16 protein-coding genes are annotated in these 19,508 nt (G+C 76.0%); 8 read left to right on the top strand and 8 right to left on the bottom strand.

Going from position 1 to position 19,508, the window contains the following annotated elements; genetic code table 11:
• The first annotated feature begins 4 nt into the window (after window positions 1-4).
• Together F593_RS22200 and F593_RS0103575 are read left to right on the top strand one after the other, a co-directional pair.
• Window positions 5-796, top strand: coding sequence for a creatininase family protein (locus F593_RS22200; protein ID WP_022927392.1), 792 nt, complete (start codon window positions 5-7; stop codon window positions 794-796).
• Window positions 797-1,891 carry a Gfo/Idh/MocA family protein gene (locus F593_RS0103575; RefSeq protein WP_022927391.1) on the top strand — a complete coding sequence of 365 codons (1,095 nt, stop codon included), beginning with the start codon at window positions 797-799 and terminating at the stop codon, window positions 1,889-1,891.
• 61 nt (window positions 1,892-1,952) lie between these two features.
• Here the strand turns inward: F593_RS0103575 and F593_RS0103570 are convergent, their stop codons facing one another.
• From F593_RS0103570 to F593_RS0103550, 5 genes are read right to left on the bottom strand one after another with little or no spacing between them, the layout of a single operon-like run.
• On the bottom strand, window positions 1,953-3,317 hold the full coding sequence (locus F593_RS0103570) for a hypothetical protein (RefSeq protein WP_022927390.1): 1,365 nt from the start codon (window positions 3,315-3,317) through the stop codon (window positions 1,953-1,955).
• The gene (locus tag F593_RS0103565; RefSeq protein ID WP_157251531.1) at window positions 3,317-4,717 is read right to left on the bottom strand and encodes a hypothetical protein; all 1,401 of its coding nucleotides are present in this window, start codon (window positions 4,715-4,717) and stop codon (window positions 3,317-3,319) included. Before F593_RS0103565 ends, F593_RS0103570 begins: the two co-directional genes overlap by 1 nt.
• The gene (locus tag F593_RS22195) at window positions 4,710-5,279 is read right to left on the bottom strand and encodes an RNA polymerase sigma factor (protein WP_084629310.1); all 570 of its coding nucleotides are present in this window, start codon (window positions 5,277-5,279) and stop codon (window positions 4,710-4,712) included. Before F593_RS22195 ends, F593_RS0103565 begins: the two co-directional genes overlap by 8 nt.
• A gap of 54 nt (window positions 5,280-5,333) precedes the next feature.
• Window positions 5,334-9,656 (bottom strand): non-ribosomal peptide synthetase, encoded by a 4,323-nt coding sequence (locus F593_RS22190; protein ID WP_022927387.1) that lies wholly within the window; start codon window positions 9,654-9,656, stop codon window positions 5,334-5,336.
• A 4-nt stretch (window positions 9,657-9,660) separates the two neighbouring features.
• A complete protein-coding gene (locus tag F593_RS0103550; protein ID WP_022927386.1) occupies window positions 9,661-9,927 on the bottom strand; it encodes a phosphopantetheine-binding protein in 267 nt (88 codons plus the stop codon).
• A gap of 133 nt (window positions 9,928-10,060) precedes the next feature.
• On the opposite strand from F593_RS0103550, the gene F593_RS0103545 reads away from it, so the two are divergent.
• The 5 genes from F593_RS0103545 to F593_RS22185 all read left to right on the top strand — a co-directional run bounded on the left by F593_RS0103545 (window position 10,061) and on the right by F593_RS22185 (window position 16,551).
• A complete protein-coding gene (locus F593_RS0103545; RefSeq protein WP_022927385.1) occupies window positions 10,061-11,839 on the top strand; it encodes a collagen-like protein in 1,779 nt (592 codons plus the stop codon).
• A 2-nt stretch (window positions 11,840-11,841) separates the two neighbouring features.
• Entirely contained in the window at window positions 11,842-12,681 is an 840-nt protein-coding gene (locus F593_RS0103540; protein WP_022927384.1) for a 2,3-dihydro-2,3-dihydroxybenzoate dehydrogenase, read from the top strand.
• A gap of 57 nt (window positions 12,682-12,738) precedes the next feature.
• Complete coding sequence (locus tag F593_RS0103535; protein WP_022927383.1) at window positions 12,739-14,016, top strand: isochorismate synthase; 1,278 nt, start codon at window positions 12,739-12,741, stop codon at window positions 14,014-14,016.
• A complete protein-coding gene (locus F593_RS0103530; RefSeq protein ID WP_022927382.1) occupies window positions 14,013-15,764 on the top strand; it encodes a (2,3-dihydroxybenzoyl)adenylate synthase in 1,752 nt (583 codons plus the stop codon). Before F593_RS0103535 ends, F593_RS0103530 begins: the two co-directional genes overlap by 4 nt.
• A 103-nt stretch (window positions 15,765-15,867) precedes the next feature.
• A complete protein-coding gene (locus F593_RS22185; protein WP_051160385.1) occupies window positions 15,868-16,551 on the top strand; it encodes an isochorismatase family protein in 684 nt (227 codons plus the stop codon).
• Between the two features lie 69 nt (window positions 16,552-16,620).
• Here the strand turns inward: F593_RS22185 and F593_RS0103520 are convergent, their stop codons facing one another.
• Together F593_RS0103520 and F593_RS0103515 are read right to left on the bottom strand one after the other, a co-directional pair.
• Window positions 16,621-16,965: a hypothetical protein gene (locus F593_RS0103520; protein WP_022927380.1), complete on the bottom strand. Its 345-nt coding sequence runs from the start codon at window positions 16,963-16,965 to the stop codon at window positions 16,621-16,623.
• 108 nt (window positions 16,966-17,073) lie between these two features.
• On the bottom strand, window positions 17,074-17,694 hold the full coding sequence (locus tag F593_RS0103515; protein WP_022927379.1) for a LysE family translocator: 621 nt from the start codon (window positions 17,692-17,694) through the stop codon (window positions 17,074-17,076).
• 114 nt (window positions 17,695-17,808) lie between these two features.
• Here F593_RS0103515 and F593_RS0103510 point away from each other — a divergent pair, with 114 nt between their 5' ends.
• Complete coding sequence (locus tag F593_RS0103510) at window positions 17,809-18,297, top strand: Lrp/AsnC family transcriptional regulator (protein ID WP_022927378.1); 489 nt, start codon at window positions 17,809-17,811, stop codon at window positions 18,295-18,297.
• Between the two features lie 7 nt (window positions 18,298-18,304).
• Here F593_RS0103510 and F593_RS0103505 read toward each other — a convergent pair whose 3' ends face one another.
• Entirely contained in the window at window positions 18,305-19,468 is a 1,164-nt protein-coding gene (locus F593_RS0103505) for a MalY/PatB family protein (RefSeq protein WP_022927377.1), read from the bottom strand.
• Window positions 19,469-19,508 lie beyond the last annotated feature (40 nt).

Below are 19,508 nucleotides of genomic sequence, written 5' to 3'. Positions count from 1 at the left end.
GCCGATGCGCTTCGACCGCCTGACCTCGTCGGAGGCTGTCGCCGCCCTGGCCGCGCGGCCCGTCGCGCTGCTGGCCCTGGGGGCGATCGAGAACCACGGCGAGCACCTGCCGCTGGGCACGGACAACGACCTGGCCCAGGGCGTCGTCGACGCGGTCGAGGCGCGGATCCCCGACGCGCTCGTGCTGCCCCCGATCGCCTACGGCCAGGCCTGGTCGACGGCGGGGTTCCCGGGCACGCTCAGCCTCTCCGTCGCGACGCTCCAAGGCCTGATCGTCGACCTCGGCGTCTCGCTGCGGCGCCAGGGTGTCGAGGTCCTCGCCCTCGTCAACGGCCACATGGGCAACCTCGACGCGATGAAGCTCGCGGCCCGGCAGCTGCACGACGAGCACGACATGACGGTCCTCACGCTCACCTACCCGGGCACCGCCGCGGTGCAGGAGCAGGTGCTCGAGGCCGAGCGCTGGCACGGCACGTACTTCCACGCCGACGAGATGGAGACCTCGCTCATGCTCCACCTCGCGCCCGAGGGCGTGCGGATGGAGCTGGCCGAAGCGAACTACCCCGAGCGGCCGGCCACGTTCGACGTGACGCCCACTCCGTGGACGGACCTCTCCGACACCCCGGTGATCGGCGACCCGCGGGTGGCGACGGCGGAGAAGGGACGCGCGATCGTCGAGGCCGCGGTCGAGGCGATCGTGGCGCTGATCGGACACGCCCGGGCGGCGCGTCCGGGGGCGGGTGGCGCTGATCGCCCCGCCGGCGGCGCGGGCGGTACCCCCGCCGAGGGTCGCTAGGTGCGCGCGGCGTTCCTCGGCATCCGCCACCCGCACGTGCTCGTGCGCCTGGCGCTGCTGCGCGACGCGCCGGACGTCGAGGTCGTCGGGTTCCACGAGCCCGACGTCGAGCTGGCGGACCGGTTCGCCGCCGCGACGGGCCTGCGCCGGTTCGCCACGCTCGCCGAGGCGCTGGAGGGCAGGCTCGACCTCGCCGTCGTCGAGGGGCTCGACACCGAGGTCCCCGACGTCGCGCTCCGCGCCGCGCCCCACTGCCGCGCGCTCCTGCTGGAGAAGCCCGGGGCGCCCACGCTGGAGGAGATGGACCGCCTCGTCGCGGGTCTCGCCGCGCTCCCGGTCGACGTCACCGTCGGCTACGAGCTGCACCACGCGCCCGCCGTCGTCCGCGCCCGCGCCATCGTCGGCTCCGGCGTCCTGGGCCACGTCACCGCGATCCGTGCGCACGGCGGCTGCCCGAACGGCTGCGGCGACGAGCTGTGGCAGAGCGTCCCCGGCGACCTCGGCGGCGTCCTCTTCACGGAGGGCTGCCACCTGCTGGAGATCCTGCTCGACCTCTGCGGCCCGCCGGACGGCGTGGTCGGCACGGTCGCGCGCCTGCAGGGCGGCACCCCGGTCGCCTCCGACGTCGTCAAGCGCGACCTCCTCGACCCGCCCGCCCCCGGCGACGTCACCCGTGTCGGCCGCCTGATGTTCGAGGACGTCGGCGCCGCGATCCTGCGCTACCCCGACAAGCTCGTCACCCTCGACGTCACGGCCTGGGAGGCCGGCGACTGGGTCGAGCTGTGGCGGATCGACGTGGTGGGCACGACCGGCACGCTCTCGCTGTTCCCGCTGCCGGGCCGGGTGGAGCTGACGGTCCGCGAGCCGCACGAGGGCTTCGAGGTCGGCACGACGACGCAGTCCTGGCCGCACCCGGTCGGCGAGCCGACGCTCACCGTCGACCCCGCCTACGCGGACGAGATGAGCGCGATCCTCGGCCGCCTGCGATCCGGCGCGCCGCCGCAGCAGGGGAGCCTGCAGCTGGCACACGACGTGGTCCGGGTGCTGGACGCGGCGTACCGGTCGGCGGCGGCGCCGATGGTGGGGCTGCGCTGAGGGACGCGTTGCGCTGTGGGTGGCGTCGGCGCTGTGGGTGGCGTCGGCGTTCGGGGACCGCTCAGCGCGGTCGCCAGTACCGCAGCGCGACGGTCGTCCCGTCGGCCTTCCGGCCGGTGAACACGCGGCGCTCCTCGCCGCCGAAGAAGCCGAGGCCGCCGACCGGGAGGTCCCCGGCTCGCTGCACGTAGACGATCGACGCGTCGCCCACGGGGACGGTCCGCACGGTGCGGACACCGAGCGGGTCCTCCAGGTCGACCTCGGTGATCTCGCGCGGGAACGCCCACGCCTGCCGGCTCGAGCCCGCGAGGGTCCGCCGCTCCCGGAGCCGGCGGTGCTCGGCGTCGCGCTCGGAGCTGTTGCTGGACGCCCCGCCGCCCAGCAGCGTCCAACGTCCCGGCGGGACGTCGAACGCCGAGCTGCACACGGCCGACGAGGGCGCGAGCGCCCCGGTGGGCGAGACGGTCCGCACGGGCTCGCCCCCGACCAGGCGGTCGACGGTCGCGAAGCACGGTCGGCCCGACGCGGGCTCGCGGGACGTCGCCAGCAGGGTCGGGCGGTCGGAGGACGGGTCGGACACGACCGCGGCCAGGCGTAGGCCGGCGGTGACGCCGGGGAGCCGCGGGTTGTCGGCACCCGTGGCCTTGCCCTGCCAGAAGCTGGGCAGGCCGTACTGGGCGTTGTCGACCGCTCCGTCGACCGGCTTCCCGTCGGCGACGGCGGTGCGGCGACCGACGTCGAGGTCGCCGCGCACGACGCGGAGTCGTGCTCCGCCGCGCAGCGCCGGCAGGTCCAGCGCGTCGTCCGGGGAGCGCAGCGCGACGCGGGTCCCGGGCCGCGGGCTGATGCCCCACACCACGGTCGCCGAGATCTGGGGGTTCGCGCCGATGTCGGCGGCGGCCGGCAGCCGCAGGGCTCCGAGCACCACGGCCCGGCTGCGGCCGGTGCACACCGTCGTGCTCGTCGTGTTGACCGGGACCCCCAGCGCCCGCGGGCGGTGCGGGTCGATCCACACGAACAGGCCGTCGACGATGCGCCCGACCTGGGCGCAGGTCTGCGCGACCCGCCGCGGCGGGCGGACGCTGCTGGAGCGCAGCGAGCGGGCGGCGAAGGTCCGGATCGCCCAGTCGGGGCCGCCGTACGGGTCGGCCGTGCGCACCACCACGCGCGCGTCGCGCCCCGGGCGCTCGGGCATGGCGATCGGGAGCCGCTCGTGGTGTCCGGGGACGGTCACGCCGGGCCGGGCGGTGCGCATCGGACCGGTCGTGAGCGGCACGTCGACCGCGGTGCTCGTCGCGGTGGCGGGGCGGGACGGTGCGCCGTCGGCGAAGGCGCTGAGCAGGCCGGCGATGACCCCGGCGATCGCCGCGGTGAGGAGCAGGCCGACGGGGACGAGACGGCGGCGGGTGGCGGGACGACGGAGCATCAGCGGCCTCCGGTCGGGGGCGGGGACGAGGACCGGGAAGGGGACGGGCTGCCCGTGCGGGTCTGGGCGACCGGCAGCGCGCGGATCCGACCGTCCCGGAGGGCCTCGACGCGCAGGTCGGCGGGGCGAACGCCGGCGGGCAGGATCGCGACGGAGGCCGCGGGCCCGGGCCCAGGGGTCCGGACGGTGCGCTGGGCGATCCGGCGGCGCCCCGCGCGGTCCCGGACGAGCGTGCGCGACGTCGTGGTGCGCATGCGTCCCGCCATTCGGACGGTCACGGTCGCGACCTCACGCCCCCGCAGCCGGACGACGATGCGATCGCCTTCGTCGCGGCGGACGAGAAGCGCCGAGCGCGGGCCGACGCGGTGCATCGCCCGGACGGGCGCGAGCGTCGCTTGACGCCCGCCGAGGGGCCCGCAGACCTTGGCGCCCCCGGACCCCTGCACGCGGAGGATCGCGACCGTCGCGCAGCCCCCGGGCCCGGAGAACGTCGTCGAGGCCGTCCAGCCCACCCGGCCTTCCGGGTCGGGTACGGAGGAGTTGCGACCGAGCTGCACCGTGCGCTCCGTGCCGTCGTCCCAGCGCAGCTGCACCCGGGGCGCCGCGCCCTCCGGCAGGCCGGCGACGGCGAGCACGAAGGTCCCGGAATCGCCGATCCGGACGGGCTGCGGCGCGCCCGCACCCGCCGCGATCTGCACGCTGCGCAGGTCGGGGCCGCCCGAGCCGAACACGACGCTCGTCGCCCCGGTGGGGCTGCGCGAGCCCGGTCCGGAGAATCCGCGCAGCTGCACCAGTGGCCGTCCCGTGCGCGGCGCCGGGCCGCAGGCATCGTTGCCGAACGGGGGCAGCGCGCGAAAGCGGCCGTCGAGCCCCCGGACGCCGAACGCGCCGCCGGGGGCCACCTGGCCGGTGCCGACGCAGACGAGTCCGTCGGCGGTGCGCCCGACCCGCACGGCCCAGGGGGGACCGCCGGTGGGGTCGGGGGACCGGGCGTCGGTCACGCGATCCGTGCCCGGGTCGGGGAACACGTTCGTCGTGTCACCCCGCGCGAACGGCGGGACGGGCGAGCCGGTGGTGGCGGTGAGGGCGACGGCGGCGGTGGCGGTGAAGGTCGCGGCGGTCGCGAGGGACGCTACGGCGGCGACGAGCACCCGATGGCGGCGGCCCGTCGTGGCGTGGCCCGCGGGGCGAGAGGAGCCGCGGCGCCCCGGGGCCTCGGTCGCCCGGGGCGCTCCGGGCGTCGCGGAGGCGTCGGTCGTCCCGATGGCCCCGGAGGTGTTGAGCGCGCTGAGGTCGTGGGCGAGGCGACGGTTGAGCCGCGCGACCGACGCGTCGAGACGGGGCTCCAGGCCGTCGTCGCCGAGCGCCCTCAGGGCGTCGTCGAGCTGCGGGTCAGACATGCGCATCGCCGTTCGTGATCGCGGGGGCCGCGCGCCGGTGATCGGCGACGGCGTCGTGCAGGGTGGTGCGGGCGCGCGAGACGCGGGAGCGGACGGTGCCGAGCGGGATGTCCAGGGCCACGGCCGCCTCGGCGTAGGACAGCTCGCCCCAGACGACGAGCAGCAGCGCCTCGCGCTCCTTCGCCGGCAGGCGCCGCAGCGCGCCGGCGAGCGCCGGAGTCAGTTCGGCGCGTGGGGCCACGCCGGGGCTCGAGCGTGGCGTCTCGCCCGCCAGGCGCTCCAGCGCCCGCAGCCGTCGGCCGTCGGCCCGCCGGTGCTCCGACGCGACGTTCAGCGCGATCCCGAACAGCCAGCCCGCAACGGTGCCCCGCGCCCGGTCGTACCCGGCGCGCAGCCCGAACGCCCGGACGAACACGTCGTGCGCCGCGTCCTGGCCGACGTCGGGACCGAGCCGGCGGGTCAGGTACCGCAGGATCGCGGGCCCATGGCGCTCGTAGACCACGGCGAACGCCTCGGCGTCGCCGCACAGGCCCGCCACGCATGGGTCGTCGTCGTGCGTCATCCGTCACCAGTTGGCCGCGGCCACCGAGGAAGTTCGCACGGAATGCGGCGGGCGTCAGCGCCCTCCGGCGCCCGACAGTTGTCGCTCCAGCACCGACGCGATCTCGCGCAGCGGCCCCGCGTGGAGCATCTGCGCGTGCGTGCACTCCAGCGTCCGCACGCGCAGGCCGCCGCGGACGTAGGGCTCCCACCCCGCCACGTCGAGCCAGGTCTCCGTCCGCGGCGCACCGGCGGCGAAGAACAGGGCGTCGCCGCCGAAGGGGCGGTGGACGTGGGTGCGCATGAGGGTCGCGTTGTTCACCACGATCCGCACCATCGCGGTGAGGGATTCCTCCGACAGCGACGCCAGGGCGCTGCCGTCCTCGCGCAGCACCGCCACGACGCCCTCGCGGGTGAGGGGCTCATCCCCGAGGCGACCCGGGTCGTGCCCCGCGATGTTCAGCAGCGCCGTCAGCGCCTGTGCCTCGGTCGGGGCGGCGAGGTCGCGCCACTGGTCGCTGGGGTAGGCGTCGAGCAGCGCGAGCAGGTCGACCTCCGCGCCCTCGTGCTCGAGCCGCGCGGTGATCGCCTGGGCGATCACGCCGCCGACGGACCAGCCGAGCAGCCGGTACGGCCCGGTCGGCCACACCTCGCGGATGCGGGCGACGTAGTCGTCGACCATCGCGTCCATCGTCACCGGCAGCGCGTGCGGGCCGGCGAGGCCGCGCGCCTGCAGCGCGACCACGGGCTGGTCGGCGGGGAGCAGCCGCGCCAGGCCCGCGTAGCCCCAGCCGATGCCGCCCGCAGGGTGCAGGCAGAACAGCGGCGGCCGATCGCCACCGCGGCGCAGTGGCAGGACGACGTCGAGCGCGCCGCCGTCGCCCTCGTCCTCGAGCGCCAGGGCGAGCGCCGACGGGGTCGGGGCAGCGAAGAGCGTGCCGATCGAGACCTCGCGGCCCAGCGCCTCGCGGAGCCGGGCGACCGCACGGGCCGCCAGCAGGGAGTGCCCGCCGAGGAGGAAGAAGTCGTCGTCCGGGCCGACGCGGGGGAGGGCCAGGAGCTCGGCGAAGAGCGCGCGGACGAGCTCCTCGGTCAGGGTCGCCGGCGGGGCGTCGGCGCCGTCGGGGGCGCCCCGGGCTCCGTCGGTCGAGGCGTCGTCGGGCGCGGGCAGCGCGCGGCGGTCCAGCTTGCCGCTCGGGGTGAGCGGCAGGGCGTCGAGCACGACGAACGCCGACGGCACCATCGCGTCGGAGAGCGTCTCGGCCAGGCGGCGGCGCAGGGCGTGGGCTTCGAGGGCGGGCGGGGACGTCGCGTCGGCCGGGACGAGGTAGGCCACCAGCCGCGTCCCGCCGGGCCCGTCGTCCCGCGCGATCACCGCGGCGCCGCGGACGGCCGGGTCCTCGAGCAGCCGCGCCTCGACCTCGCCCGTCTCGATCCGCTGGCCGCGGATCTTGACCTGGTGGTCGCGCCGCCCGAGATACTCGATCGCGCCGTCCGGCCGCCAGCGGGCGAGGTCGCCGGTCTTGTACATGCGGGCGTCCTCCCCGGCGAGCGGGCCCGGCACGAACGCCGCGTCGGTCAGGTCGGGGCGACCCAGGTAGCCGTCCGCCAGCTGGACGCCGGCGAGGTGCAGCTCGCCCGTCGCGCCGATCGGGACGGGGCGGCCCTGCGGGTCGAGCACGAGCGTCCGCGTGTTCCAGACGGGCCGGCCGATCGGGACGGGGTCGCCCGGGGCGTCGTCGGCGCACGGCCAGTGGGTCACGTCGACCGCCGCCTCCGTCGGGCCGTAGAGGTTGTGCAGCTCCGTGTCGGGGAGGACGGCGCGGAGCCGGTCGCGCAGCTCGGGCGGCAGCGCCTCGCCGCTGCAGACGATCCGGCGCAGACCCGTGCACTCCGCGGCGAGCGGCTCGTCGACGAACAGCCCGAGCATCGACGGGACGAAGTGCGCGTGCGTCACCCCGGTGCGCGCCACCAGCGCGGCGATCGCCCGCGGATCCCGGTGGGCGCCGGGCGGGGCGACCTCGAGCGGGACCGCGGCGATCAGCGGCCAGAAGAGCTCCCAGACGGAGACGTCGAAGCCGACGGGCGTCTTCTGCAGGATCCGGTCGCCGCGGGCCGCGTCGATGGGGAGCGCGGCGTCCTGCCACAGCAGCCGGTTGACGATCGCGTGATGGGGCACCACGACGCCCTTCGGCCGGCCGGTCGAGCCCGAGGTGTAGAGGACGTAGGCGGGGTCGTCGGGGCCGGGGGGAACGGCCGGGGCGACGGGGTTCGGGGGCGGAGAGTCGGGGCCGGGGGCCGCTGCGCCGGATCCGCCTTCCGGGCCGAACCTCGCCGAGTTCTCCACCCCTGACGTGGGGAACTCGGTGTGCTCAGGGCAACGCGGCAGTTCCGCCACCTCTGCGGTGGCGGAACTGCCGCGGAGAGCGTCGGCGACCTGCCCGCCTTCGTCCGTCGGCTGTCCTGCCCGCGTCGCGCCCACCGGTGCGGGCTCCACCCGCGTCGCGTCCGGTCGACGCCGCGCGAGCGCGTCGTCCCACGCTGCGGCCCCGTCCGCTGACTCCGCCACGACCGCGGACACCGGCCGCGCGTCCTCGAGCATCGCCTCGAGCCTTCCGGCGGGCAGGTCGACGTCGAGGGGCAGGTACGCCGCGCCGCTGCGCAGCACGCCGACGAGCGCGACGAGCAGGTCGACGGAGCGGGGGACGGCCACGGCGACGATCCGGCCCGGCCCCGCCCCGTCGGCCCGCAGCGCGTCGGCGAGAACGGCGGCGCGGGCGTGCAGCTCGGCGAGGGTCACCGCGTCGTCGCCGCAGCGCACGGCCTCGCGATCGGGATGCTCACGCAGGGCACGGTCCATGAGGGCCACGAGCGTCAGCGACGGGTCGACGGGGCGGTCCGTGGCGTTGAAGCCGTCGAGCACGAGGTCGCGCTCGTGCGGGGTGAGGAGGTCGAGGGCGCCGACCGTCGGCCGACCGTGCGCTTCGGGCCGCCCACCGCCGCCCGCCCGCCCGGCGTCGGGGCCCGGCCCGTCGGCCGCTGCCGCCCCGTCCACCACCGCCCGCGCGAACCGCTCGAGCCAGACCGCGATCCGCTCGGCGTGCAGCCGCGCGTCGTCGGCCGCGTACCGCGCGACGTTGGCCTCGACGTCGATGCGCGGGGGCGCGTCGCCGCGGTCGTAGAGGTTGAAGGAGAGGTCGTCGACCGGGCCCGCGCCGAGGGTGCGGACGACAGCGGCGACGTCGCCGAAGCGCAGCGCGTAGTCGAACGGGAGCACGTTGACCAGCGGGCCGTAGAGCGCGCGGCCGCGGCCCAGGGCACCGACGGTGCGGCGCAGCTCCTCGCCGCGGTGGCGCTGGTGGCGGCGCGTGGTGCGCATCTCGGCCGTCACCGCGCGGACGACGTCGGCCGGCGTGCCGTCGGGACGCACGGGCACGCGCAGCGGCACGACGTTGACCATCGTCGCCGGGCTACGCAGGGCGACGGGGCCCAGGCGGGCGAGGAGCGGCACGCCCAGGACGACCTCGTCCACGGGCTCGTCGTCCTCACGGCCCGCCGTCGCGGCCATGCGCGCGACGTAGGCCGCGACGCCGGCCATCACGACCTCGGGCCACGAGCCGCCGGTCGCGTCGCCCGCGGCGTGCAGCGCCGCGCGCAGCCCGTCGCCGACGGGCACGCTCGCCCGGTGAATCTCGTGGGTGCCGCCCTCGGGGCGGTCGCTCAGCACCGTGACGCGCGGCGCCGGCGTGCAGCGGCCGCGCCAGTGCTCCGCGTCGCGCTCCGCGGCGGGGGACGCGCGGTAGGCCCGCTCCACCTCGAGCGTGGCGGCCAGCGACGGGAACCACGCGGCGACGGGCGCCTCGTCGGCGAGCAGCGCGCCGTAGATCTCGGCCGCGCGGCGGGCCAGGAGCGAGAGGGCCGTCGCGTCGGCGGCGAGGTGGTGGACGCGTTGGAACCAGAGGACGACATCGTCCGCGACCCGGAGCAGGGCCTCGTCGAACAGGCGGTCCGTCGCGGGATCGAGCGGCCGGCGCCACGCCGCGTGGGCCCAGCGCTGCGCCGCGGCGTCCGGGTCGGGCTCGCCGCGCAGGTCGACGACCGGCAACGGCCAGTCCGCCGGCGGCGCGACGCGCTGGAGCGGCGCGTCGCCGGCCTCCTCGAGCACGACGTGCAGGCCCTCGGCCTCGTCGACGGCCGTGCGGACCGCGCGGGCCAGGAGCTCCAGGTCGACGTCGCCGCGCAGCTCGAGGCACTCCGCGGTGACGAAGGCGGCGCCGTCCGGATCGAGCCGCGCGGCGAACCAGATGCCCTCCTGCGCGGCCGTCAGGGGGAGGAGCGGGGCGGGCGCCGGCACCACCTCCGCGATCGCGTCGTCCGCCTCCGCCACCCCGCCGCTCATCGCCTCAGCGCGCCCCGTCGGCCCGGGCCGAGATCAACGCCCACCAGGCGCTCAGCGTCGGGGCCTCGGTCAGCTCGAGCAGCGTCACCTCGACGCCCGCCTTGCGCAGGCCGCCGACGAACGTCATGGCGCGGACGGAGTCCAGCGCCCAGTCCAGGACGAGGTCGTCGTCGTCGGAGATCGCGTCGGGGTCCTCGCCGACCAGGCCGCCGACGGTGCGGCGCAGCTCCTCGATGGTGCGGGGGACGGGGGAGGTCTCGGCGGGGGTCATGGGTCCTTCCTGGGGGATGCCGGGGACGGGTCGCGTCGCGTGCCGGCTTTCGATTAGGTTAGCCTACTTAGGCACCCCTTCTTAGGGTGCCCTTGCGGTCCCCTTCAGCTTCGATCCCCCCCCGGAGAACCCCTTGTCACCGTCCGCTTCCCGCACCCGTCGTGGTGCCCGCGGCCTCGCCGCCGGCACCGCCGTCGCGACCGCCGCGATCGCCCTCCTGCCCGCCGGCGCGTCCGCCGAGGCCGTCAACCAGCCCGGCTGGTCCGTCTCGACCCAGACGCTGTCGACCGGCATCAACCTGGGCTACGAGACCGCGATCGACCCCGTCCACCGCCGGGTCTACGCGGCCGACGCGCAGGCCACGACGGCCACGCGGACCTACAGCCGCGGCGCGGACGGGCAGTTCACCGGCGCCTACGTCGACGAGATCACCCGCGCGTCCACCGGCAAGGTCGTCTCGTTCTCCACCGCGAACCACAGCTTCCAGAAGAGCTGGGACTACACCGGCCTGCTCGGCACGAACGGCGTCCTCAACAGCGGCTTCACGTTCCCCGCCACGGCCGGCCCCGGCACGACGGGCGTCACGACGACGAACAACGTGCAGACCGGCAACCTGCCCTACAGCGTCGCGATCGACCACAGCACGAAGAACGCGGCCGGCCAGGACGACCCGACGATCGTCACCGTCCAGACCCGCACGGGCACCGTCGCGATCTTCCCGAGCTCGCAGGACAAGCCGAAGGACAGCGACCTCTTCTCCACGCTCGCCGACGGCACCACGAAGGCCTTCACCCGCGTCCGCGCCGGCGTCGTCGACTCCACGCGCCACAAGCTCTACGTCGCGAACTACAACGCGTCGGAGGGCAGCGTCTCCGTCATCGACATCCCGACGCGCAAGGTCGAGGCGATCATCCCGCTGCCCGGCGCCGTCGGCCTGGCACTCGACGAGGAATCCAACACGCTCTTCGCCGGCACGTGGACGACGCAGCCGAGCGACACGGTGAAGATCATCGACCTGAACAAGGTCGACCGGAACATCCCGACGTCGATGACGGACTTCGGCCAGAACGCCCAGGCCGTCGTCGCGTCCACGGAGCCGCTGAACGCCGTCGACGCCCGCCCGGCGTACGACCCGGTCGGCAAGAAGATCTACACGGCCAACAACAACAGCAAGTCGATCTCCGTCGTCGACGCCAACCCGGCGAGCCCGACGTACCTCAAGCTGCTGAAGACGATCGAGCCGGCCGGCACGCCGAACTCCATCAAGGTCGACCCGCAGCGCCGCCTGGTCTACTCCGCGGACCACACGGGCAAGGTCGTCTCCGTCATCGACGCGACGACCGACACGTTCGTGCAGGGCGTGCCGACCGCCGGCAACGCGCTCGACGTCGACATCGACCCGGCCTCGGGCGTCGCGTACGTCTCGAACCAGACCTCGGGCTCGACCACGGGCCAGGGCGTCCTGCAGGCGATCACGGTCACCCGCGACGCGCCCGCGCCCGTCGCCGGCCCCAAGGGCGACACGGGCGCCCCGGGCCCGGCCGGCCCCACGGGTCCCGCCGGCCCGGCCGGCAAGCCCGGCGCCTCCGGCACGGCGAAGGTCTCGATCTCGCTCTCCTCGCTGCGCGTGATCGGCACCCGCGTGACGGCGCAGGCGCCCGGCGCGGGCACGTTCCGCGCGACGGTCAAGAGCAGCGGCCGGACGATCGCCTCCGGCTCCGCGACCGCGAAGAAGAAGGGCACCGTCCGCCTGACGCTCAAGGTCACGAAGGCCGGCGCGGCGCTCCTGAAGAAGAAGGCCGTGAAGGGCACGCTGACGGTGCAGTTCACGCCGAAGGGCGAGAAGGCCGCCGCCGCGCAGCGCTCCACCGCCATCCGTCTGGCGAAGGCCCGCGGGGCGAAGCGCCGCTGAGCATGAGCGGCTCGGCCGACAGGGCGGACGGCCCGGTCCCGACGGCCGGCTCCGGCCGGGCGGGTGCCCCAGCGCCCGCCGGCCCGGCCCCCGTGGCGCTCGTCACGGGGGCCGGCCGGGGCATCGGCGCCGCCGTCGCCCGCGGGCTCGCGGCCGACGGGGCGCGCGTCGTCGTCACCGACCTCGACGGCGACGCCGCCGCGGCGGTCGCCCACGGGCTGCCGCACGGCGCGATCTCGGCCGCGCTCGACGTCACGGACCCCGCGGCGATCGAGGCGGTCGTCGCGCGGGCCGAGGCCGAGGCCGGGCCACTGGCCACGCTCGTCAACGTCGCCGGGGTGCTCTTCCCCGGCGCCGCGGTCGACCTGGACGACGCGGCGTGGGAGGCGACGTTCGCCGTCAACACCACCGGCGTCTTCCGCGTCTCGCGGGCCGTCGCGCGGCGGATGGTGCCGCGCGGCGCGGGGGCGATCGTCACGGTCGCCTCCAATGCCGCCGGCGTCCCGCGCGCCGGGATGGCCGCCTACGGGGCGTCGAAGGCGGCGTCGGCGTCGTTCACCCGCAGCCTCGGGCTCGAGCTCGCGCCGCACGGCATCCGCTGCAACGTCGTCTGCCCCGGCTCGACCGACACCGACATGCAGCGCGCGCTGTGGGCCGACGCGGACGGCGAGCGCCGCACGATCGCGGGCGACCTCGCGACGTTCAAGGCGGGCATCCCCCTCGGCCGGATCGCGCAGCCGGAGGACGTCGCCGAGGCCGTGCGGTTCCTCGTCTCCGACCGCGCCCGCCACATCACCATGCACGACCTCTACGTGGACGGCGGGGCGACGCTGCGCGGCTGACCGCCGCCCCGCGCCCCGTCGCTCCCTCCCGTCCCTCTCCCCCAGAAACAAGGACGCATGAGCACCGCATCCCTCTCCGTCGCGCCCGTCGCCGCGGACCTCCTCGCGGCGTACCGGCCGGGCGACGCCCTCTTCTCGTCCCCCCGCGGGGCGCTCCTGGCCGAGGGCGCGCGGGCCGTGGTGCCGACCGCCGGGCTCGCCGACGCCGCCGGCGTGCCCGCGCGCATGGCCGCGCTGCTCGACGGCTTCGGTCCGGACGCCGTCGTCGTGGGGGCCCTGCCCTTCGCCGCCGGGGGCGTCGGGCGGCTGGTCGTGCCCGAACGGGTGCTGCGGGCGGGGCCGTCGGTGGCCGACGCCGACCCCGACGCGCACCGGTCCCCGGACGGCGACGTCGCCGGGACCCCGCTCGTTGGCGACGCCGGACCCCACGCCGACGCGATCGGGGGAGCGGCCGGACGCCCGACGCCGCCACCCCATGTCGCCGCGGCCTGGGCCGTCCGGCCGATCCCGGCCCCCGAGGACTACGCCGCGGCGGTCGACGCGGCCGTCGCCCGGATGGGTCGCGACGCCGGGTCGCCCCTGCGCAAGGTCGTCCTGGCCCGCGCGCTCGAGCTGACGGCGGAGGAGCCGATCGACCCCGGCGCGATCCTCCGCCGGCTCGCCGAGCGCGACCCGCACGGGCACGCGTTCGCCGTCGACCTGGGCGCGGACGGCACTCTCGTTGGCGCGAGCCCCGAGCTGCTCGTCTCGCGCCACGGCGACGTGGTCGTCGCGCAGCCGCTGGCGGGATCGGCCCCGCGCCGCGCCGACGCCGCCGCCGACCGCTCCGGGGCCGACGCGCTGCTGCGGTCCCCCAAGGACCTCCGCGAGCACGCCCTCGTGGTCGACGCGGTCGCCGACGCGCTGCGCCCGCTGTGCGCCGCGCTCGACGTGCCGGAGTCGCCCTCGCTCGTCGCGACGAACGCGATGTGGCACCTGGGCACGACGGTCGTGGGGCGGCTCGCCGACCCGGCCACGACGGCGCTGGACCTCGCCGTCGCGCTGCACCCGACACCCGCGGTCTGCGGCACCCCGCCCGACGCCGCGCGCGCCGTGATCGCCGAGCTCGAGCCGTTCGACCGCGGCCCCTACGCGGGCGCGGTCGGCTGGCAGGACGCGACGGGCGACGGCGAGTGGGTCGTCACGATCCGCTGCGGCGTGGTCCGCGACCGCTCCCTGCGCGTGTTCGCGGGCGCCGGGGTCGTCCCCGGATCGCGTGGGGCCGACGAGCTGGCCGAGACGCACGCCAAGCTCCGCACGTTCCTCTCCGTCCTCGGGGTGGAGGAGGCCCGATGAGCCCGCTGCCCGGCGTCGTCCCCTGGCCGCCCGAGCTGGCGGAGCGCTGGCGGGCGCTCGGCTACTGGCGGGGCGAGACGTTCGGCTCCATGCTGCGCGAGCGCGCCGCCGAGCACCCGGAGCGCCCGGCGCTCGTCGCCCCCGCGGGGGGCCCGATCCAGGACACGGGGACGACCCCGGTTGGCTCGTCGGCGACGGGCGCCGCCGACGCCCGCTGGACCTACGGCGAGCTCGACGAGCGCGCCGACCGCATCGCCGCGGGCCTGCGCGCCCTCGGAATCCGTCGTCGGGACCGCGTCGTCGTGCAGCTCGGCAACGAGAGCGCGTTCGTGGAGACGGTCTTCGCGCTGTTCCGGATCGGCGCGCTGCCCGTCTTCGCCCTGCCCCCGCACCGGCGGACGGAGATCGCCTCCTTCGTCGCGCAGGCCGAGGCCGTCGCCTACGTGGTCGGCGGGCCCGTCCCCGGGTTCGACCCGCGCGAGCTCGCGGCCGAGATCCAGGCCGAGCACCCGACGCTGCGCCACGTGATCGTGGCCGGCGACGCCACGGCCCCGGCGGGCGCCCGGCACCCGTTCGTCGCGCTGGACGACCTGCGCGCGCACCCGCGGCCGTACTCCGCGATCGTCGACACGCCGCACGACCGCGGCGGGTGGGCGCCGACCCCCGACGAGGTCGCCTTCCTGCAACTCTCCGGCGGCTCGACGGGCGTGCCGAAGCTCATCCCGCGCACCCACGACGAGTACCTCTACACCCTGCGCCGCAGCGCCGAACTGTGCGGGCTGACGCCGGCGAGCGTGTACCTCGCCGCCCTGCCCGTCGCGCACAACTACCCCCTGAGCTCGCCCGGGATCATGGGCGCGTTCTACGCCGGTGCGCGCGCGGTGCTTGCACCGTCGCCCGACGCCGACACCGCGCTGGGTCTGGTCGCCCGCGAGCGCGTGACGATCACCGGCGTGGTCCCGCCCGTCGCGCTCGTGTGGCTCGACGCGGTCGCGGGCGGGACGGTGGAGCACGACCTCTCCAGCCTCGAGGTCCTGCAGGTCGGCGGCGCGAAGTTCAGCGCCGAGGCGGCCCGCCGGGTGCGCCCGACGCTCGGCTGCACGCTGCAGCAGGTCTTCGGGATGGCCGAGGGCCTCGTGAACTACACGCGCCTGGACGCCGACGAGGAGACGATCGTCACCACCCAGGGCCGGCCGATGGCCGCGCACGACGAGCTGCGCGTGCTCGACGAGGACGACGCGCCCGTCGCCCTGGGAGAGTCGGGCGCGCTCCTCACCCGCGGTCCGTACACGATCCAGGGCTACTACCGGGCCGAGGAGCACAACGCCCGCGCGTTCACCCCCGACGGCTGGTACCGCACGGGCGACCTCGTCCGCCTGACCCCGCGGGGCGACCTCGTCGTGGAGGGCCGCGACAAGGACCAGATCAACCGCGGCGGCGAGAAGATCGCGGCGGAGGAGGTCGAGAACCACCTGCTCGCCCACCCCGCCGTCCACGACGCCGCGGTCGTCGCGATGCCCGACCCGTACCTCGGCGAGCGCACCTGCGCGTTCGTGGTGCTGCGCGACGGCGTCGACCCACCCCGTCCCGTCGAGCTGCGCCGCTTCGTCCGCGGCCGCGGGCTCGCCGACTTCAAGGTCCCCGACCGCGTCGAGCTCGTCGACGCGTTCCCGCGCACGAACGTCGGAAAGGTCTCGAAGAAGGACCTCCGGCTGCTCGCCGCGTCCCGCGCGCAGGCGCCCGCCTGAGCCCCGGCGTCGCCACCCCTTCGCAGCACCCAGCACCGCCGCACCCAGCACCCAGCACCGCAGTCCCTCGAACCCCCGCCCCACCCGGAGTCCCACCATGGCCATGGCCCGCATCGCCCCCTACGCCCTGCCCGACGCGTCCGAGTTGCCCGAGAACCGGGTCGCGTGGACGCCCGACCCCGCGCGCGCCGTCCTGCTCGTCCACGACATGCAGAACTACTTCGTCGACGCGTACGAGCCCGACCGGGCGCCGATGACCGAGGTCATCCCGCGGATCGACGCGCTGCGCCGGGCGTGCGCGCGGGTCGGCGTGCCCGTCGTCTTCTCCGCCCAGCCGCCCGCGCAGGCGCCGGAGGACCGTGCGCTGCTGCAGGATTTCTGGGGCTCCGGCATCGGCGCCGGCCCGCGCGAGCACCGCATCATCGACGCGCTCGCCCCCAACGAGGACGACGTCGTCCTGACGAAGTGGCGCTACAGCGCGTTCCAGCGCACCGACCTGCGCGAGCGCCTGCACGCCCTGGGCCGCGACCAGCTGATCATCACGGGCATCTACGCCAACATCGGCTGCCTCATGACCGCGTGCGAAGCGTTCATGCAGGACGTCCAGTCGTTCTTCGTCGGCGACGCGATGGCTGACCTCTCGCCCGAGGAACACCGCTTGGCGCTGCGCTGGGCCGCGCAGCGGTGCGCGGTCACGACGACGGCGGAGCGGGTGACCGCGCAGCTGGGGGCCGGGGCGCGCCGGGACCCCGTCGCCGCGGGCCGGGCCGTGCGCGTCGGGGCGTAGCGGCGCGCCCGCGCACCGACGGAGCAGGCCGGGAGCGGGGGACGCCTCGTCCCCCCGCCGGCAGACCACTCAGTCGTAGCGCGAGGTCCCGCTGGCGGAGCGCGTCTTGAACGTGCCGCTGCTCAGCATGCCGTTCTCCTTGGCCTCCTCGACGAGCTCGCGGGGCGCCTGGTCGGGCCACATCCCGTACTCGTTGAAGAAGTCGCGCGCCTGCGACTCCTTGCTGCGGTCGACGTCGCCCGCGAAGCCCTTGCGCTGGATGTGGTTGACGAGCGCGACGCCCGCCGCGCCACCGAAGACGATGCCGACGATCTCCAGCCCGATGATGTCCGGGCTGATGATCAGCACCACGACGCAGACCACGAGCATGAGCCCGGGCAGTCCGTAGCGGAGGGTGCGGTCGAAGGTGAACATCGGGGCCTTCCTGGTGGTGGGGACGGTCCCCGGACCGTAGTACGGGGACGGCGGTGCGGGGCAGGCGGGGCGGAGCGGGGCAGGCGGGGCGGAGCGCGCGGGCGACGCTCAGCCGTGGCCGGCCGCGAGCCCGCCGCCGAGCGCGACGAGGATCGACCCGCAGCCGTAGCGCAGGATGCGACCGAAGCGGGGGTCGTCGCCCAGGCGGTCGCCGAGCGTGCCCGCGGCGATCGCCCAGCCGCTGTAGACGAGCAGGCACATCGCGGGCAGCAGCAGGCCCAGGCCGAGCACGGTGCCCACGCCGCTGTGGGTGCCGACGAACTGGGGCAGGATCGACAGGAAGAACAGCAGCCCCTTGGGGTTCAGCAGGCTGGTCAGCATCCCCTGGCGGACGGCCTGCCGCGCGCTCGTCGGCTGCCGAGGGACGGAGAAGTCGAACCCCTCCCGGTCGCGCAGCACCTTCACGCCCAGGTACACGAGGTAGGCGACGCCGACCCAGCGCAACGTCGTGAACGCCACGTGGGAGGACGCGATCACGGCCGAGACGCCGACGGCCGCGAGCACGGCGTGGACGACGTAGCCGCTGCACAGGCCGACGCTGCCGATGAGCGCGATCCGTCGGCCCTCGCCGATGCCGCGCGTCACGACGTAGACCGTGTCGGCCCCGGGCGTGAGCACGAGCGCGAGCATCGTGCCGATGAGGACCCAGATCGAGGCGCCGTCGCCCATCGTTCAGCGGTTGGGTGGCGCGACGGCGGGCATACAGCAACGGTAGGGAGGTTCCCGAGCCACATGGTTGCCGCTTCGGCGTCTAGAACCACCCTGGTGCGCAACAATTCGGGCGTGGACGCGACCGATTGGGCAATAGTCGAGGAGCTGCGCCGCGACGGCCGGCTCTCGAACGTCGAGCTGGCCGCCCGCGTGGGGCTGACCCCGGCCCCGTGCCTGCGTCGCGTGCGCCGGCTCGAGGGCGACGGCGTCATTGCCGGCTACCACGCGCACATCGACCCGCGGGCGACCGGGCGGGGGTTCGAGGTCATGGTCTCCGTGGAGCTCGAGCGCAAGGACCGCGACTCGGCGACGGCGTTCGAGCGCAGCGCCAGCGCGTTCCCCGAGGTCCTCGAGCTGCGCAAGATGTTCGGCCTGCCCGACTACGTGATGCGCGTCGGCACGGCCGACCTCGACGCCTACGAGCGCTTCGCCACGGACAAGCTGACGGCGATCCCGGGCATCGCGAAGGTCGACTCGCACTTGACGATGAAGGTCGTCAAGCACGAGCGGCCGTCCGAGACGGGGCCGACGGCGGGGGTGCCGGTCCGCGGGGCGCGGTAGGGGACCGTCAGAGCGCCGCCGCCATCCGTCGCACCGTCTCCTCCACCAGATCGGGGCTCGTGCCGAAGTTGAGCCGCGCCCATCCGGCCCCCGGCGCGCCGTAGTGGCGCCCGGGGCTCAGGGCGACCCGGCCCCGGCGGTGCAGCACGGCGGCGGGGTGGTCGCCCAGCCCCAGATCCCGCAGGTCGAGCCACGCGAGGTACGTCGCGTCCGGCGGGGTCCAGCGTGCCGCCGGCACCTCGGCCGCGAGCCGCTCGCCCAGGAGCGTGCGGTTGTGGTCGAGCTGCGCGAGGAGGGCGTCGAGGTACGCGTCGCCGTGTTCGAACGCGGCTCGGGCCCCGACGACGCCGAGCAGCCCGGCGCGGTTGGCCCGGTCAGGCAGCGCGGCGACCGCGTCGCGCGCCGCCCCCGGCGCGGTGACCATCAGCGCCGCCTTCAGGCCGGCCAGGTTGAACGCTTTCGACGCCGAGGTCAGGACGACCCCGCACTCCCGGGCGGCGTCCGAGACCGTCAGCCAGGGGACGTGCGTGGCGCCCGGGAGCACGAGCGGGCCGTGGATCTCGTCCGCCAGCACCCACGCGCCCGCGGCAGCGCAGCGCTCGGCGATCGCCGCGAGCTCGGCGACGGGCAGAGCGCGTCCCGTCGGGTTGTGCGGGTTGGCGAGGACGAGCACCCGCAGCCCGTCGGCCAGGGCGGCGTCAAGCGCGTCGAGGTCGAGCGCCCACGGATCCTCTGTGCTCTCACCCGCCAGCGGCAGCGGCCGCACCGCGACCCCCGCCTGCGGCAGCACGCGGTGGAACGGTGGGTACGCCGGGTCCGCGAACCCCACCAGGCCGCCGGACCCGGCGAGCAGGCGGCGGAGCTCGATCAGGCCGTCCATCACGTCGGGCAGCACCCGCACGTGACCCGGGTCGACCTCCCAGTCCCAACGCCGCTGCGCGAATCCCGCGAACGCCTCGCCGAGCCCTGCGGGCCGGGACGGCACGTAGCCCAGGTCGTCCTCGCGGATCGCCGCGTGCAGCGCCTCGGCGACGGGCTCCGGGATCGGGAAGTCCGTCTCGGCGATGGTCGACGAGAGCACCCCGGGCGCGACCCCCGCCCACTTGGCGCTGCGTCGCCGGCCGAGCTCCTCGAGGCCGGGGACGGACAGGTCGACGGCGGGGAAAGGCACCCGGACGACGCTAGCGCGACCGCCACACCGTCGGCTAGAG

This window comes from Patulibacter americanus DSM 16676, assembly GCF_000420025.1.
Taxonomy (GTDB): Bacteria; Actinomycetota; Thermoleophilia; order Solirubrobacterales; family Solirubrobacteraceae; genus Patulibacter; species Patulibacter americanus.
This window is presented reverse-complemented; position numbering and strand designations above follow the sequence as displayed.